We start from the raw sequence: 16,754 nt of genomic DNA on the forward strand, positions 1-16,754 counted from the left end.
CAGTTAAATTTTTTCATAATGCTTACATAACAGATTGTATGTGACTAACATTGGTTTGCCAGTACGAGGATCTGTACTGAGTTCAGCATCAATATTAAAGACTTCCTCTAAAATTTGGTTTGTTAAAACTTCATGCGTTTCACCTTGTTTGACAATATTGCCTTTCTTCATCGTAATTAAATGATCTGAAAAGCGAATAGCCTGATTAATATCATGAAGTACCATGACAATAGTTGTACCATGTTCTTGATTTAACTCTTGTACTAATTCTAAAATCTCAAGTTGGTGCGATATATCTAAATATGTTGTTGGTTCATCTAAAAAGATAATATCCGTTTTTTGAGCAAGTGCCATCGCAATCCATACACGTTGACGTTGACCCCCACTCAAATCATTTACTGCACGATATTTAAATTCAATAGTCCCCGTAACACGTAAGGCCCATTCAATTTCTTGCTTATCTTTTTCACTTAAACGTCCAAACCCTTTTTGATGTGGAAATCGACCATACGATACAAGCTCTCCAACAGTTAAACCATCAGCCACCTCAGGAGATTGAGGTAAAATAGCTATCTTCTTAGCAACTTCCTTTGTAGATTGTGTATGAATATTTTTACCATCTAAACAAATTTCGCCTTTTTTTGTGCTTAACAACCTTGAAAGTGCTTTGAGTAATGTTGATTTACCACAGCCATTCGGACCAATAATTGACGTGATTTGACCATCAGGGATTTCCACATTTAACTTATCAACTATTACGCGATCCCCATATCCAATTGTAACTTCTTTTCCTGTTAATCTACTCATCGTCATCCTTCTTTCCTATATCTCATACGCTTTATAAAACGCTTAATTTATATTGACATTATATTACATGCGATTGAGAATCATTATCATACTTAAGCATTATATCATCTTTTATGTACAATTTCTAACACATCAATCACTTTTTCTGGTTTAAGTTTAACAGATGATTTTTGATTATAAATCTAAAAAGCATCTTATGAATGAATACAGTCCATTCTGATCTTCATATCAATGATACAATTGAAAAAATGATAAAAATAAAAACATAAAAGTTAGAATATAAAGGTTTGGTTAACCGTTAGCACTCCAATTCCAACTTTTATGTTTCTAAATTTAAAAACTACTCTTTAATCCTCTACTAAAAATCCGTTTCCATAGACATCTCGAACATCATGAACAACAACAAATGCATTTTCATCAATTTTTCGTATTAAGCGTTTTGTACGTGAGACTTGTGTTTTACTAATTACAGCGTACAATATATCTGTTTCTTTTTTCGAGAAATAACCACGACCGTTTAAAATAGTAACACCACGACCAATATCTTCATCTATCATCTTGGCAATACGATCAGGATCTTTCGATATAATTGTAACTGCTTTTTTAGGATTTAAACCTTCAATTACAAAATCCATGACTTTAGTACCAATATATAAACTTATAATTGTGACTAACACCCGATCCACTGAAATAACTGTTAACGAAGCTAAAACGATGATCAAATCAAAAAAAAGCAACGCATACGGTGTACTCACATCTAGGTATTTATTCGCAATACGCGCTAATATCGTTGTACCCGCTGTTGTACCACCTGCTAATACAATAACACCGATACCTAAACCAACACTAAATCCACCAAAAACAGAATTAATAATGATGTTATCTGTATGAATCTGCCACGTTTCAGTAAGACTCAGAAAGACAGAAATCAGCACTGTTGCAACTATCGTTAAATACATGCTTCTTTTGCTTAAAAATTTATATCCAACTAAGATTAATACAGCGTTAATAGCAAAGTTAGTAATAGCTGGTGAAATATGAAATGCATAATACAATATAAGTGATAAACCTGTTACCCCACCTTCACCTAAGTCACCTGCAATAATAAAAGTATTTACACCTGCAGAGAATATAAATGAACCTATAATAACTAATATTAAATCCCTAACCGTTCTTTTCACCCAACCATTCCTTTCTGTCCATAAATTTTATTCAGCATCATCTGTCATGTTATCACAAATTGGACACAAAACGTACCCTCTAATTTGTTCTATTGCTTATGACAGATTTACCATTTTAAAATTTCTGAATTTTTAGTTTACTTAACTTAATTCACACTGTATAATGTTGATTAAGGTTGAGATAACTATCATCGTTTATACATTAAGCTATGATATCTCAACCCTAATCTCCTTTGTGTTGTTTATAATTTTTGCTCAAAGATTGATATGTTTGCTCGCATATCAATCAGTGATTCATTTCCCGTCTCAGAGTGAAAACAAAACCTCATCATTTTTAATATTTTCACTCTAGAAAAAGCAATTAGGTTTCTAGGTGCTTTTTCCTAGAAACCTAATACCTTTTTATTTTCGAATCCATTTACCATGCAAATAATCCGACAAAAGCAGCAGTAAGCAATGACACAAGTACTCCAGCTAATAACATCATTGGCACGTATTTTGAAATAAAGTCGGACGTTTTCTCTTGAACAATCCCTTTTAATGTACCAATAATCATACCAATCGTCGAAAAGTTCGCAAATGAAATCAAGAATGTTGAAATAATTGCTCTGCGGTGCGGTTCATAACTATTCACCTCTCCAGCAATTTCACCCATTACTACAAATTCATTCGTGACTATTTTCTTCGCCATGTGCTTAGCAACATCCCACACTTGATCAAGTGGCAATCCAAGCAGGAATGCAAACGGCCACATCACTGCTCCTAAAATTTGATCAAGTCCAAAGCTACCTTTAATACCTAATAAATGCGCAAATCCTCCTGTAATTAAGTTGATTAGACGATCTGCTAATTCAGCTAGCGCTACAAAGCTAATCACAAATGCAATAATAATAAGTACTAACTTACCAGCATTTAACACTGAATCTCCCAAAAACGAGAAAAACGGTTGACGTGCTCCATTTGCTCTTAAGTCATAAATCACATCTTCACTTGCATCAATTCGTACTGGATTTAAAATAGATGACACAATCATCGCATTAATAATATTGAGCGGAATAGCAGTTAAAACTAACTCTCCCGGTATCATCGTAACGTATGCACCAACGATTGCCCCTGATACAGAACTCATAGACATCATCGCAATAGTTAGTACACGTGCATCGTTCATACGTTTAAGCTGTTCGCTTGAAACAGCTAATGCTTCAGTATTACCTAAAAACATCATCTCAATGCCAAAAAACGCTTCAAATTTAGGTTGTCGCGTAATTTTAGCAAGCACCCAACCAATTCCACGCATAATCCACGGTAAAATGCGTAAATACATTAAGATATCAAAGAGTGGTACCACTAATAGTATCGGAAATAAGGCAGCAACAGCCATATCTAAATTGCCAGATGCTGTCCAGCTTTTGAAGGCAAAGCCAATCCCTTCAAAAGCCGCATCTATAACCCAGGAAATACCGTCAGCAGCTAATTTTACGACCTTTGTGCCTGCCGGAAAATAGACAAAAAACCACGCTAAAATCAAATTTAATACGACTAAAACGCCAATTGATCCCCATTGGATATTTTTACGATCTCGCGAAAACAGAAAGGCGATTCCTAAAAATACAAGTAGGCCAATGATGTTGATTATTAAATACATATTTTCTCCCTCTTATCTTCATTCGTTTTTTCATTCCAAGTATACCATGTGCCTATGTGAGAGAGAACATTTTTTTAAAGATATATTCTGTTTATTATTTTTTAAATAATGTTTATTCAAAATGGCTTTTATCTATCAATTAGAAAGGCTTTTGTCCTTGTACATCAAAGATTCACTCTTTTCACACAATTTATGCCATCTAACTATTGTGCAAAATGTTTTTTAGCAGTATGATTATTAATGAAAATGATTATCATTAATGATTGTAAAAGTGGGTGTTTTTATGGTTAATATCGCTAACGCCGAAATCGGTGTCACTTATCGTATTGTCTCATTGAAAACTAATAATTATTACTTAAAGCATCGTCTAAGAGCATTAGGATGTCGAGAAGGTTCTGAGCTTTCTATCCATCAAAAAGGGTTGTTTAAAGGGCCTTGCACTATTAACATTAAAGGTCAGCACATCTGCATTAGAAATTGTGATGCCTGTGATATACATTTGGAGAACGCTTATGAGTAATGCATATTGTATTTTAGGTAACCCTAATGTAGGTAAGACCTCATTGTTTAATGCGTTAACTGGTTCATATGAATATGTTGGTAACTGGAGCGGCGTCACTGTAGAAAAGAAAGTCGGCCAACTGAGACAACATGCCGGTCAACTTGTAGACTTACCCGGTATTTATGACTTAGTTCCTATTTCAAGGGATGAGACAGTTGTGACTGATTATTTGCTCAACGAAAAGTTTGACGGCATGGTTAATATTATTGATGCTGCTCAAATCGAGAGAAATTTAAATTTAACTATCCAATTACTAGAATTTGGTGCCCCTCTTTTGATTGGATTGAACATGATTGATGTTGCTCATAAACGCGGTATCAAAATCGATCATCAAAAATTAATGCATCATCTCCGCGTTCCAATTATTCCTGTTATAGCACGTACTGGAAAAGGGAGTGATGATGTACTCAAAGCTTTATCAGACCGTAATATATCAGCACGTAGCCCTCTTAAAATTAATTACGATGCCCAACTTGAGAAATTAATACAACTTTTAACGATGCATTTACCTAATCATCTAAGTTTACAGCAGAAACATTATCGATTCTTGATTATTCAGTATTTACTTGACAATCCTTCTGTTCATCGCTATTTAGATCAAGATATTATTAATCAATTAAATCATATTAAATCAGAATTCCTAGAAATGCATGCTATCGATATAGAGCATGATATTTTGCAATACAGACAAGCATATATAGATAAACTACTTGAAGATACAGTACGTTATCCGCTTCAACACGAACAGTTTGTATCAGAAAAAATTGACACATTATTAACGCATAAATATCTAGGTATTCCTATCTTTTTAGGGATTATGTGGCTTATTTTTCAAGTTACATTCACTTGGATTGGCACACCGTTGTCTGATCAATTAGACGCATTCATCGGAGGGCCTTTGACTGATTTCATTAAACAAGTTATGAATCAAATGAGCATTTATCCCGCGCTACAAGATTTAGTGACTGACGGGATTATAGCTGGAGTTGGAGGCGTCTTAGTGTTTGTCCCTCAGATCCTAGTGCTATTCTTTTTTATTTCCCTTCTTGAAGATTCGGGATATATGGCCAGAATTGCAGTCATTATGGATCGTATTATGGAATATTTTGGACTTAACGGAAAATCTTTCATCCCTATGATTATTGGGTTTGGATGCAATGTGCCCGGTATTATGGCTGCACGTAGCATTGAAGAGAATAAGGAGCGCCTTACAACTATACTCGTCGCACCATTTATGTCATGTTCAGCTCGACTTACAGTATATGCTTTATTTGTCAGTGTCTTTTTTAAAAAACATCAAGCCATCATTGTCCTAAGCCTGTACGTAATTGGAATTATTGTTGCATTATTGATTAGTTTTATTTTATCAAAAACACTATTAAAAAAAGACAACTCTGTGTTTGTGATAGAGTTACCACCCTACCGTTTGCCATCTCTAAAAACACTTTGGCGAAGCACTTGGGAAAAAAGCAAAGGATTTGTTAAGAAAGCGGGTACTTTTATTTTTGCAGGTTCCGTTATAATATGGCTTCTTAATTATGCTGGACCAACAGGGTTTAATGTTCCAATCGAAAAAAGCTTTTTACACGGTATAGGTGCATTAATTGCTCCGATACTTGCTCCGCTTGGGTTTGGTACTTGGCAAGCCGGTGCTACTTTAATACCCGGATTTTTAGCGAAGGAAGTCGTTGTTAGTGCAATGGCTATCATCTATGCAGTCAATGATGATGCCTTAGTTAACATGATTTCTTCTCAATTCTCAGCATTGTCCGCATATGCATTTATGATTTTTATATTGCTTTACATTCCATGTCTAGCTACAGTAGCTGCCATTCGTAAAGAAACATCATCTTGGAAATGGACGATACTTGCTGCAACATATCCTTTAGCAACAGCGTACGTCCTTGCGTTAGCAGTATATCAGATTGGTTCATTATTTGTTTAAGGGGAGATTTTTATGGTTCTATTTATCAACTTAGCTCTTATTGTACTCATTATTGGCTATTCCACTTTCGTCATAAAACGTTATATTCAAAAGTCAAAGCAAGGTAAATGCAGTTCATGTGGCTCAAACCATTCTTGCCCAACAGATCAATTACCGAAACATTTGCAATAAAGGAAGCAACATAGCGCGTTAGTCACACCAATTCATACAAGAGAATGAGGAGGTTAAAAGCCGATGCTGGCATTTTAACCTCCTCATTTTCATTTATATCTGTAATCCATTTTTTAATGGCTTTGTGTTAAATTTTGAGTGTTCACAAATTGTTGATATTTAACGTGCTCTTTCATTAATGTTTCGTGACGTCCTCGTCCTGTAACATGACCTTGATCCAGAAATATAATTTGACCTGCTTTTTTGATTGTTGACAATCGATGCGCAATGACTATAGTTGTACGATTTTCCATAAGTGCATTGAGTGCGTCTTGAATTTTCTGTTCACTTTCACTGTCTAAATTCGCAGTCGCTTCATCTAACAATAAGATATCAGGGTTTTTAACAAAGCTACGTGCAATATCAATTCTTTGGCGTTGTCCTCCAGATAACTTTAAGCCACGTTCTCCGACAAGCGTATCATAGCCCTGTTCAAATTCCATAATAAAATCATGACAATTTGCTAGTTTGGCATAATGCATCAGCTCATCATCAGACACACGTCGTTCAATACCATACAAGATATTATCACGAATTGTACCATTCATCATTGCATTGCTTTGCATCACATATCCTATCTTACGTCGCCAATCTGTTAGCGGTAAATGGTAAATTGATTTTTGGTTAAACGTAATATCGCCACTACTGATCTCATACATGCGTTCGATTAGGCTGAAAATTGTACTTTTACCTGAACCAGAAGGACCTACAAATGCTGTAACTTCTCCTCTAGCAATATTAAATGAAACATCTTGCAAAATAGGCTTAACGTCATAACTAAAATGAACATGGTCGAAAGTTAAGTCGCCATTTGGAATTGTTTCACTCTGCTTAGGTGCATCAATCTCTTCTAAAGGCTCTTGCAATATCTCATAAATTCGACTGCTTGCACCCACTGCTTTTTTATAATCAGTCACTAAAGTTGACAAATTAATCAGCGGCATAGATAAATTCAGCACATAAAAAATCATAGCTACTAAAGTACCTGCAGATATAGCACCTGACGCAATTCGTAATCCACCAAATCCTAAAATAATCCCAATTGTTATCAGCATAATAATTCCTGAAATAGGTTGCACAACTGCTGCGATTTTAGCTTGTTTTAAACCTAAACGATAGATTGCTGAGAGGTTATGATGCGCTTTTTCAAGTTCAAGTTTTTCAGTATTTGCCACTTTCACTAGACGCATCTCCGTCAAAACACGACCTAATAAACCGCTAAAATTAGCTATTTCAGATTGTGTATTTGAAGAAATTTTTTGCATTAATTTGCCTAAAGGAATCATAATGAGCGCAAAGATTGGAATAGTTATAAAAGTGAGCAGTGTCATTTGCCAATCTAAAATAAAAAGCATAATTAATGACCCAACTAACGTAATAACAGATGGAAAAAAATTAGGTAATTTTTGAGAAATAAAATTATTAATAACTTTAGTATCATCTGTAAGACGGCTCATTAATTGTCCACTTTCATTTTGATCAAAGAAAGGCATTTTTAAATGTATGATATGATGCCACAATACTGAACGAATAGCATAAATCACTTTTTCCCCAATTTTATTGAGTAAATAGTAACCGATACCCCCTAAAACCGCATTAAATAAAAAAACAGCAATTAATAGAATGATAAAGGTTGGATTAATAGAATCCAATGTAAATTTATCAACCATCTGACCCGTAAAAAGCGGAACCAACAGGCCACTAACACTTCCTAATGAAGCTATAACAACCGCTATAATGATCAACTTTGTTGGCCAAGATATTTTCTTTAACAAGAAAAACAATGGATTACTTTCTTTCATAGTTGGATACCTCTTTAAAAAAGTTTTCAATCACAATATTGAAGCTAAAAGCCTCCACGCACTCTGAAGTCAGTTCCCAGTTAGTCTTACTTTATGAGGTTAAGGGGGTTGTAGAACATGATTCTATACAACCTATTGACAGTGACTCAACCTCTATTCCCCTCATCAATTAAGTGTGAAATGATTTATGTTAGTTATATAATATGGTAAAATACGTCTGTTATTTTAGCACACTAAAGTTTTAGATTGAGGGAATATATATGAAAAAAGTATTATTAGCTATTGTTGTAGTATTCTTCGCTACAGCAATTATAACACCTTTTGCTAAAGCATACACACTGACACCGGTTCAAATTGCACAACAATATGGATATCCCGTTGATGAGCGCTATCAACCAGAAGGATTAATTAATATGAGTGAAACTGGACAAATTTTATATGATTATAAGAGTCATACAAAATGGGATCCTGCATCTATGACTAAATTAATGACCATGTATTTAACGTTAAAAGCTGTTAAATCTGGTGACCTATCACTCGATGACCAAATACCTATTACACAAGAACATTATCGTATGTCGACCTTACCGGAACTGAGCGATACTAAACTTTATCCTGGTGAAACTTATACTGTTGCTGAACTATTACAAATCGCTGTATCTGCATCAAGCAATTCTGCAGCACTTATCTTAGCCAAGGAAGTATCAGGTAATACGTCTGACTTTGTTGATCTAATGAATCAAACTGCAAAAGAACTCAATATGAAAGATACACATTATGTGAATCCTACCGGCGCTGAAAACCGTCTCCTTCAAGATTTCGTACCTAAACGATATCAAAATGAATCCGCTGCAGTCACGACACCACATGATTATGCTATTTTAGCCCAACATGCTGTTCAAGATACACCAAAGATTTTACATTTCACAAAACAAATCGCACCGACACAACACGGCGTTACATATTATACTTTCAATGATTTATTAGAAGGGGGCAATATGAGCCTAGAAGGTACTGATGGTTTAAAAACAGGCTCGAGCGACTTAGCAGATTACAATAACAGTTTAACCACAAAGCGAGGGAAGTTTCGTATCATCCATATTATCATGGGTGCTGGTGACTATGTCAATTTAGGTGGCGAAAAGCAAAGAAATATGATGAGTGCTAGTACAATCAATAATGTATTTCAATATTACGAGTACAAAAAAGTATTATCTAAAGGCGTTCAAACAATTAATGGTAAAAAATATTATATTAACGATGATCTCTATGATGTTGTCCCTAAAGGATTCAAAGATTACCATTTTACGATTGAAAGAGGACATGTTCATATAGACTACGATAGACAATTTATCAATGACCATTACGGCCCACCTTCTGTTAAAATTGAACGTCCATTCATTCATGATACTAAATCAGTAGTTATCACAAGCTGGAAGGAACACCCCGTTCTTACAACAATTGGCCTTGGTTTAATTGTAGTTATTTTTTCAATGCTATTCTATTCATTGTTGAATTCATCGAGAAGGCATTAACATTATCATTGCAAATGCTGTTTAAATATTAACACGCTTTAAGAGTCTTAGACATATATCTCAGTAATCGAAAAAACTTCGAGGTTTTCGTAAGAATTTACGAAAAATCTCGAAGTTTTTCTTTCAATTTAGATATTCATTAAATGATACGAAAGTGTCTTGTTTTTAAAGTATAACAGTGAGTCATGACATGCATAAACGAAGAATTGATGACGAAACTCCTGTTACAAGATGAGGCTGTTCTCCTCGGAAAGCGAAGTCATATCATAATAAGGAAGCGCTAAGACGCATTTTTATTAAAAAGCATCTTAGCGCTATTTATTTTGAGTTTTATAGCCCAACTTCTTAGAGGTTGTATTTGGATAGTTACTTGAAAATGAATGACTCTTACTTAACGTCATTTCCATATAATTCGCGCTTAATTTGCGTCGTCGAAATACCTTCTGTGCGTTTAAGGTAAATTACTTCACATTTATCTTTAAGAAAATCGAATTCACCTTCCCAGTCATGTCCCATCACAAAAGTATCTATTTCGTATTTCTCAACGTCTCTTTCTTTTTGTCCCCAATCATTTTCAGGAATAACTAAATCGACATATCGGATGGATTCTAACATCATTTTTCGTTGTTCGAAATTATAATATGATTTTTTATTTTTGATTTGATTAAACTCATCACTTGAGAGTGCAACAACTAAATAATCGCCCATTTCTCGTGCACGTCGCAACAATTCAATATGGCCATAGTGTAAAAGATCATACGTTCCATATGTAATGACACGCTTCATCTTTACACCTCCTTAACAATATTAATATAAAATTCACATTTGTTAAGCAGTATAGCATAACTCTTAAGAGATTAACACTGAAACCCTAATACGTTACTAAATTCGCACAAGCTTTTGGACATAATTAACTACCTGATTTAAACTTTCAGGCGTATTAAATTGATGCCATTCTTTGAAAAGCGGTTCTATATGCCCTTGCTGAATGCGTTGATATAAAGCGCGTTCATCATACACTTTATAATTTTGAGGAATTTCTTGATAATAAAACTGATTCAAACCTCGAACCTTATCGTATTCAACCTCATCATAGACATAAAATAACGCTGGTGTATCAATAAGGCTTGCCTCAATTGCAAGCGAACTGTAATCAGTAATAATCAAATCTGCTACTACTAGCAAATCCAAAGTACACATTTTGATATTTTGTTCTACTGGCGCTACAGTTGGATGGTACTTACTTAATAATGTATATTCAGGCAGTGCCGTTTCAAAAGCAGCCTTATCAAGAATTCGATTGTTTTGACGTTGTTCACGATAGGTAGGTAAATAAACTGCAATTTTGTTTTTTATTCCAAGTTGCTTTTTGATTTTTTGCTTGTGCTCTTTCAAATCAAGCTTCAAATACGTTGTTAGTCTAGGGTTACCAAAACATAGTAATTGGTTGTATTCCGCACCAAACGATCGTTCAAAACACGTTGACATATTATAACCGCCGACAAGATATTTGTCTGTTGCACTGTAAACCGCTTTATATTGGTCAACAGCCTTTTTATTTTTCAGATGAAGCGCATGATCTTCAAGTCCGAATTTTTTTAAAGCTCCCGCGGCATGCCATGTTTGTATTACCGTTTGCCCTTCTTTCTTCTCAAAACCTGCCATTAATAAATAATACGTATCTATAAAAATAATTTTTGCCATAGATAGTTCGTCTATTTTTCTGAACATGTTCTTATATGATAATGAGTAATACTTAATATTTTTCCTGTTCTTCAAGTATTCAAAGTCTTTAGGTCGTGCAAATACAGTCACTTGATAACCTTTTTGGCTCAATTCATACACAATAGGAAGTATATCTTCTTTAAAAGTCATTAACGCAACGATGTGATTCGCATCTATACGCCTTTTTTTGAATAATATATTAATCAATCGAATGGTTTCAATGTATATCGCTTTAATAAGATATTGGATCACGGTGTTGTATCCCCCTTTAAATTGGTTGTAAAAAAACCTCCAACACAAATCACTGTATTGAAGGCATGTAAAAAATTACATAAAATCTGCAAAGTGATCTCTGTAGCGCATATGCAACATCGATCCAACCACAAAAAATAGAATAACAACTGCTACGTTATATAGCGCAAGTTCCCAATGCTCTATAAAATACCATTCTTTAAATAATATTGCTGCCCGATAACTTTCTGCAATAAAGTAAATAGGATTAAACATTAAAACCTTTTCTGCAAGTGACCCTTCTGGAGGATTCCAAAGAATAGGCGACATGTAGAAAAGAACCCTTAATAAAGCTTGCATAGCCATTTGCGTATCTCTAACTAACACACCTAATGTGGACGTCAGTAAAGTCACTGATGCTGTAAATATAAATGCAAATGGAACATATAAAACTAATTGTATAATATGAACAGATGGCATAATCCCAAAGAGGGTACATAGTAAAATGATTGCTCCTACAAGTACGAGATGCCCATAGAGTTTACTCGTAACAATGTATGTCGGAATAATTGAAAGTGGAAAATTCATCTTAGCCACTTGTCCGTATTTCATTGTAATCGACTTTGTACCTTCTAAAATACCTTGGTTAATAAAGAACCACATGCTTATACCTACTAGTAACCAATAAATAAAAGGTATACCCTCAACCGGTGTATTGCTACGGATTCCAAACCCAAACACAAACCAATAAACCATGATTTGAATAATCGGATTAATAATCTCCCATGCCAATCCTAAATAATTATTATGGTTTGTGATTTTTAATTGGAACTGTGCTAATCGTTGAATTAAATAAAAACTTTTGACGTGTTCAGTCAACACGGTCATAATAGATTTCATAACTTACCACGCTTTCACATGTAAGATGAAAAATAAAATGTCGTCTCACTACAATTCAAAGCCCCCACTTCGACTTTAGTTTGACTACACTCCTATCATCTCATATTCTTGGATTGAAAACATCTAACAACCTAAGCTTTGTCTCTTTTTCATTTGAAATTGAATGTGTCGACATACTCTCTTATCAAACTCATTTTGTCACTCTAATACTTTACAATAGGTTTACAAGTTTAACAACCTCTTAGTAATATATTATAATCTATATGTATAGTATGATGAAAGTAAAATCATAAAAATAACATAAATCTTAAAGTACGAGGAATGTTTATATGAATCCAACAGTTAATATCAATGAAGTTACTAAAGAATATCGTATTTATCGTAACAATAAAGAACGCATTAAAGATGCTTTATTCCCTAAAAATAAAAATAAAACCTTTTATGCACTCAAAGACGTCTCCCTTCAAGCATATGCAGGTGATGTCATTGGATTAGTGGGGATTAATGGTTCTGGTAAGTCAACGTTAAGTAATATGATTGGTGGTTCATTGTCTCCTACCCGCGGCCTGATTGAGAGAAAAGGTGATGTGAGTGTTATCGCAATCAATGCAGGCTTGAACGGTAATCTAACAGGTATGGAAAATATTGAATTCAAAATGTTATGCATGGGATTCAATAAACACCAAATCAAAGAACTCACTCCCCAAATTGTAGATTTTAGTGAACTGGGTGAGTTTATTTACCAACCAGTCAAAAAATATTCTAGCGGTATGCGCTCAAAATTAGGTTTTTCAATCAGCGTTACGATCGATCCTGAAATCTTAGTCATCGATGAAGCCCTTTCTGTAGGTGACCAAACTTTTACCCAAAAAAGTTTGAAAAAGATTTATGAATTTAAAGAAGCTGAAAAAACTATCTTTTTTGTAAGCCACAACTTAAGACAAGTGAAAGATTTCTGTACTAAAATTGCTTGGATTGAAGCCGGAAGATTAAAAGCATTCGGTTCTGTTGAAGACATCTTGCCTCAATATGAGACATTTCTAAAAGATTTTAAAAAGAAATCTGTAGCTGAACAAAAAGCCTTCCGTCGAAAGCTTGACGAAAATAGATTCGAAATCAAATCCTAAACATTGTCAAAACATCCTTGTCATAAACAATGTTTCGAAAACAGAGTATTCAAGCATAACTTCGAGATTCGAAATCAATTGAAAAGACCTTTTGGAGTCATTGGAGTTATGCTCAAACTCTAAGCATATTCACTCAAGCCGTCATCATAAATGATGTTATCCAAAATCAAAAATAATCGTTTCGACCGCAAAAAACAGACTGGGACACAAATATCTCGAAGGTTTCTTATAATGAGTTGGCGAGACTCCTGAGGGAATAGGACGAGCGTCGAGACCGCGGCTCGACCCATCCCCTAGAAAATGCGAACCAAACAATACGGATTATTGATAAAAGGAAAGCGTAAAGATGGTTCATGATTGAATCATCTCTACGCTATTATTTTGGGATTGATGTCCCAGACTCCTAAAATGATGCTAGCAAAAATTGGATTCTTTCAACACTAGCTCCCTCTTAAAGCTTGCTTATAAACTTCCCATAAAAATTTAGGAATACGTTTAATTCGATGTATCCTTTTCATATCTTTAATACATCGATAAGCCCACTCTAAGTTCAACGTTCTCCAAAAATAAGGTGCGCGTTTAACCTCGCCACTAAAGACATCTATCGAACCCCCAACACCCATCATCATCGTGTGATCAAAGTGATGTCTATGATGTTGAATCCATTGTTCTTGCTTAGGATAACCCATGCCCACAAAAATAAAGTCCGGGTTGAAACGACGAATTTGCTCAGTGACAGTTGCATCATTCATCTCTATAAATCCATGATGGGTTTGTATTTCTAAATTAGGATATTTTTGCTTAATTTTTCGTGCTGCTTTTTCCACTATTGGAGAAGTAGCACCAAGCAAAAATACTTTTTTATGCTTAATATTGGCAATATCCAAACAGGCATCCATCAATTCAATACCAGGTAAACGTTCTTGTAAAGGCGTATCCAACATCCGCGCTGCTTTAATGATACCTGTCCCATCTGGAATAACATAGTCTGCACTGTTGATTATTTTTTGGTATTGTGGGTTTTCAAAGGCATAGTGTACAATTTCTGGATTGGCCGTAACAACAAACAAATTATGTTTTGTATCTGTATTCAAATATTGAATGATATTACGATACATATCATTGAGTCTTACATTATCAAACATAACGTTCAAAACATTGACTTGTTCTTTTTCTCTCAATACAATGTATCCTTGTTCATTATCCGTATCTTTCGTTGTGACGATGCTATCACGATTTAAACTAGGCATTAACTTAGCCATAGTCTCACCTTCATTCTTTCCACTTAAATTTATCTCTTTACATTTATTTTACATTATTTTTATGTTACTTTAACACAATTCCTAAGATATTCAAGTATATTAACATGATTTAAGTCAAAAGTTTGAGCGCCTTATTTGTTACATTTTTAATTTGACTCCGTCTTAAGTCCATAGTTTATAGCACTTTATTTCGCTATACTTGAAGACAAAATACTCTATGAAAGGCGCGAATTAAAAATTATGCATTATTGGATTGCATCACCATTACCAATTTCACTTTATTTATTATGCTTGATTACATTCATATATTTAGTTTGTCATTATTATCAACATAAATTTCCATTTTCAGTTTTAGACATTGCTTTAAATTATATCCCCGTCTTGACGCATGAGTTTGGTCATGTGTTTTTTAACCGTATTAGCGGTGGTCGTGTTGTTGATCTAGTCATTGTTGCTACACGTAGAGAACGCAATGCAACTGGCCAACAAGGGTATGCAGTAACACAAAGTAAAAGTCGCTTAAGTCAAATTTTCACAACAATCGGCGGCTATATTATGCCTCCCCTTATGTTAGTGATTGGTATTATGCTTCAACATAAAGGTCAAGGTGCTGTATTTATCATTATCTATATATTTATTTTTATATATTATACGTTAGTCACTTCCCGAAAGCTTATCCCTATTTCTATTATTGCTTTTTTATGTTTCATTAGTTATCTAGGAATTCACTCTGAGAATCTAAGCAACTATTCATTTATGTATATGCTAGTCTATCATTTTTTATTAGGAACACTATTAGGTGAAATCATACAGTCTAGTATGACGATATTTAAATTAACGTTTTCATCTCCTAAACCTAATTGGGACGGAACAGCTTTGAGCCATCTCACTCGTTTTCCGACTTTTTTGTTCTCTAGCTTTTGGATTTTAATTAATGGTTTAAGTTTATACTACGCAATACATCAATATTTCATTATATAAATGGATTTGAGCCAACTATTCCTCCAAATAATTGGGCATTGCCTTTCAATTGGAATATATTCACAAACTGAAAGACAATGCCCAAAATAATGAGATATATTAAGTATGTTTAACCTACTCGATTCGTTCAGCAAAAATATAATTTGCATTTTGATAACTTAAAATAATCGTATCTGTATCATTTTTAAGTTCGATCATTTGATTGATGTCATCTTTTTTAGAGATAGTCACTTCGTCACCAATTTTGATAGATTTACTAGATAAATAGACGAGTAATTCCGTTTTATCACGCACACGACGTATCACTACACGTGTACCTGTCTCAAATTCTAGTATTGGCGTTCGATGAATTTCCTCATATTGATTATTTCGAGGAATAACACCCCCATGCGGACATGTCTTAGGACGTTCCAACAATTGATCAAGTCGTTCAACAAACAAGCTTGACACACGGTGCTCTAATACTTCTGCTTCAGCATGAACTTCTTCCCATGTGTAATTTAGTACTTCAATTAAAAAGAGTTCAATAAGACGATGTCGCTTAATAATATCTAATGTGTGTGTCAGACCTTTTTTTGTCAATTTAACACCTTTATATGGTTTGGTCTCAACATATCCCTCTTTTTCTAATCGCCCTAACATCTCACTTACAGAAGGTGGCTTTATATTTAAAAATTGTGAAATTGTTTTATTTGAAACATAGAAATGTGTACCATTATGACTCAGTATTGTTTTGAGATAATCTTCTTTTTCCTCAGTTAGCATAAGTTCACCTCTTCAATAGATTCACTTTATTGTATCATGAACCCACTTGACATTGACAGTTTTCATTATATAATAT

Annotated in this window: 15 protein-coding genes; 6 read left to right on the forward strand and 9 right to left on the reverse strand. The window is 34.2% G+C overall.

Annotated elements, in window-relative coordinates; genetic code table 11:
- Positions 1-3 precede the first annotated feature (3 nt).
- The 3 genes from C7J90_RS01480 to C7J90_RS01490 all read right to left on the reverse strand — a co-directional run bounded on the left by C7J90_RS01480 (position 4) and on the right by C7J90_RS01490 (position 3,633).
- Positions 4-807, reverse strand: a complete 804-nt coding sequence (locus C7J90_RS01480; RefSeq protein ID WP_103208147.1) for an ABC transporter ATP-binding protein — start codon at positions 805-807, stop codon at positions 4-6.
- A 347-nt stretch (positions 808-1,154) separates the two neighbouring features.
- Positions 1,155-1,988: a YitT family protein gene (locus tag C7J90_RS01485; protein ID WP_103208141.1), complete on the reverse strand. Its 834-nt coding sequence runs from the start codon at positions 1,986-1,988 to the stop codon at positions 1,155-1,157.
- A gap of 418 nt (positions 1,989-2,406) precedes the next feature.
- Positions 2,407-3,633 carry a NupC/NupG family nucleoside CNT transporter gene (locus C7J90_RS01490; RefSeq protein WP_103208139.1) on the reverse strand — a complete coding sequence of 409 codons (1,227 nt, stop codon included), beginning with the start codon at positions 3,631-3,633 and terminating at the stop codon, positions 2,407-2,409.
- 259 nt (positions 3,634-3,892) lie between these two features.
- Here C7J90_RS01490 and C7J90_RS01495 point away from each other — a divergent pair, with 259 nt between their 5' ends.
- Genes C7J90_RS01495 through C7J90_RS01505 form a run of 3 tightly spaced genes read left to right on the forward strand, consistent with a single transcriptional unit; the run spans position 3,893 to position 6,311 of the window.
- On the forward strand, positions 3,893-4,153 hold the full coding sequence (locus tag C7J90_RS01495) for a FeoA family protein (RefSeq protein WP_372514450.1): 261 nt from the start codon (positions 3,893-3,895) through the stop codon (positions 4,151-4,153).
- A complete protein-coding gene (feoB, locus tag C7J90_RS01500; RefSeq protein ID WP_103208136.1) occupies positions 4,146-6,140 on the forward strand; it encodes a ferrous iron transport protein B in 1,995 nt (664 codons plus the stop codon). Before C7J90_RS01495 ends, feoB begins: the two co-directional genes overlap by 8 nt.
- A 12-nt stretch (positions 6,141-6,152) precedes the next feature.
- On the forward strand, positions 6,153-6,311 hold the full coding sequence (locus tag C7J90_RS01505) for a FeoB-associated Cys-rich membrane protein (RefSeq protein ID WP_103208135.1): 159 nt from the start codon (positions 6,153-6,155) through the stop codon (positions 6,309-6,311).
- A 113-nt stretch (positions 6,312-6,424) separates the two neighbouring features.
- Here C7J90_RS01505 and C7J90_RS01510 read toward each other — a convergent pair whose 3' ends face one another.
- Positions 6,425-8,152 (reverse strand): ABC transporter ATP-binding protein, encoded by a 1,728-nt coding sequence (locus C7J90_RS01510; protein ID WP_103208133.1) that lies wholly within the window; start codon positions 8,150-8,152, stop codon positions 6,425-6,427.
- 260 nt (positions 8,153-8,412) lie between these two features.
- Here C7J90_RS01510 and pbp4 point away from each other — a divergent pair, with 260 nt between their 5' ends.
- On the forward strand, positions 8,413-9,687 hold the full coding sequence (gene pbp4 / locus C7J90_RS01515; RefSeq protein ID WP_103208131.1) for a penicillin-binding protein PBP4: 1,275 nt from the start codon (positions 8,413-8,415) through the stop codon (positions 9,685-9,687).
- 387 nt (positions 9,688-10,074) lie between these two features.
- On the opposite strand, the gene tagD is transcribed toward pbp4, so the two are convergent.
- The 3 genes from tagD to C7J90_RS01530 form a co-directional block, all read right to left on the reverse strand.
- A complete protein-coding gene (tagD, locus tag C7J90_RS01520; protein WP_103208130.1) occupies positions 10,075-10,473 on the reverse strand; it encodes a glycerol-3-phosphate cytidylyltransferase in 399 nt (132 codons plus the stop codon).
- A gap of 96 nt (positions 10,474-10,569) precedes the next feature.
- Entirely contained in the window at positions 10,570-11,664 is a 1,095-nt protein-coding gene (tarB, locus tag C7J90_RS01525; protein ID WP_103208128.1) for a teichoic acid glycerol-phosphate primase TarB, read from the reverse strand.
- Between the two features lie 75 nt (positions 11,665-11,739).
- Positions 11,740-12,543 (reverse strand): ABC transporter permease, encoded by an 804-nt coding sequence (locus tag C7J90_RS01530; RefSeq protein ID WP_103208126.1) that lies wholly within the window; start codon positions 12,541-12,543, stop codon positions 11,740-11,742.
- Positions 12,544-12,872: 329 nt separating this feature from the next.
- On the opposite strand from C7J90_RS01530, the gene tagH reads away from it, so the two are divergent.
- The gene (gene tagH / locus C7J90_RS01535; RefSeq protein ID WP_103208125.1) at positions 12,873-13,670 is read left to right on the forward strand and encodes a teichoic acids export ABC transporter ATP-binding subunit TagH; all 798 of its coding nucleotides are present in this window, start codon (positions 12,873-12,875) and stop codon (positions 13,668-13,670) included.
- A 440-nt stretch (positions 13,671-14,110) separates the two neighbouring features.
- Here the strand turns inward: tagH and tarA are convergent, their stop codons facing one another.
- On the reverse strand, positions 14,111-14,932 hold the full coding sequence (tarA, locus tag C7J90_RS01540) for an N-acetylglucosaminyldiphosphoundecaprenol N-acetyl-beta-D-mannosaminyltransferase TarA (protein WP_103208123.1): 822 nt from the start codon (positions 14,930-14,932) through the stop codon (positions 14,111-14,113).
- Positions 14,933-15,172: 240 nt separating this feature from the next.
- Between tarA and C7J90_RS01545 the strand changes: the two genes are divergently transcribed.
- Entirely contained in the window at positions 15,173-15,913 is a 741-nt protein-coding gene (locus tag C7J90_RS01545; protein WP_103208122.1) for a M50 family metallopeptidase, read from the forward strand.
- A 114-nt stretch (positions 15,914-16,027) separates the two neighbouring features.
- On the opposite strand, the gene C7J90_RS01550 is transcribed toward C7J90_RS01545, so the two are convergent.
- Entirely contained in the window at positions 16,028-16,678 is a 651-nt protein-coding gene (locus tag C7J90_RS01550) for a metal-dependent transcriptional regulator (protein ID WP_103208120.1), read from the reverse strand.
- Between the last annotated feature and the right edge of the window lie 76 nt (positions 16,679-16,754).

The sequence above is a fragment of the Staphylococcus felis genome (assembly GCF_003012915.1).
Lineage (GTDB): Bacteria > Bacillota > Bacilli > Staphylococcales > Staphylococcaceae > Staphylococcus > Staphylococcus felis.

Excerpts from the sequence above, each read along its gene's own strand:
- C7J90_RS01480 (WP_103208147.1), bottom strand. The coding sequence starts at position 807 with ATGAGTAGATTAACAGGAAAAGAAGTTACAATTGGATATGGGGATCGC.
- C7J90_RS01490 (WP_103208139.1), bottom strand. The coding sequence starts at position 3,633 with ATGTATTTAATAATCAACATCATTGGCCTACTTGTATTTTTAGGAATC.
- C7J90_RS01495 (WP_372514450.1), top strand. The coding sequence starts at position 3,893 with ATGATTGTAAAAGTGGGTGTTTTTATGGTTAATATCGCTAACGCCGAA.
- feoB (WP_103208136.1), top strand. The coding sequence starts at position 4,146 with ATGAGTAATGCATATTGTATTTTAGGTAACCCTAATGTAGGTAAGACC.
- C7J90_RS01505 (WP_103208135.1), top strand. The coding sequence starts at position 6,153 with ATGGTTCTATTTATCAACTTAGCTCTTATTGTACTCATTATTGGCTAT.
- C7J90_RS01510 (WP_103208133.1), bottom strand. The coding sequence starts at position 8,152 with ATGAAAGAAAGTAATCCATTGTTTTTCTTGTTAAAGAAAATATCTTGG.
- pbp4 (WP_103208131.1), top strand. The coding sequence starts at position 8,413 with ATGAAAAAAGTATTATTAGCTATTGTTGTAGTATTCTTCGCTACAGCA.
- tagD (WP_103208130.1), bottom strand. The coding sequence starts at position 10,473 with ATGAAGCGTGTCATTACATATGGAACGTATGATCTTTTACACTATGGC.
- C7J90_RS01530 (WP_103208126.1), bottom strand. The coding sequence starts at position 12,543 with ATGAAATCTATTATGACCGTGTTGACTGAACACGTCAAAAGTTTTTAT.
- tagH (WP_103208125.1), top strand. The coding sequence starts at position 12,873 with ATGAATCCAACAGTTAATATCAATGAAGTTACTAAAGAATATCGTATT.
- tarA (WP_103208123.1), bottom strand. The coding sequence starts at position 14,932 with ATGGCTAAGTTAATGCCTAGTTTAAATCGTGATAGCATCGTCACAACG.
- C7J90_RS01545 (WP_103208122.1), top strand. The coding sequence starts at position 15,173 with ATGCATTATTGGATTGCATCACCATTACCAATTTCACTTTATTTATTA.
- C7J90_RS01550 (WP_103208120.1), bottom strand. The coding sequence starts at position 16,678 with ATGCTAACTGAGGAAAAAGAAGATTATCTCAAAACAATACTGAGTCAT.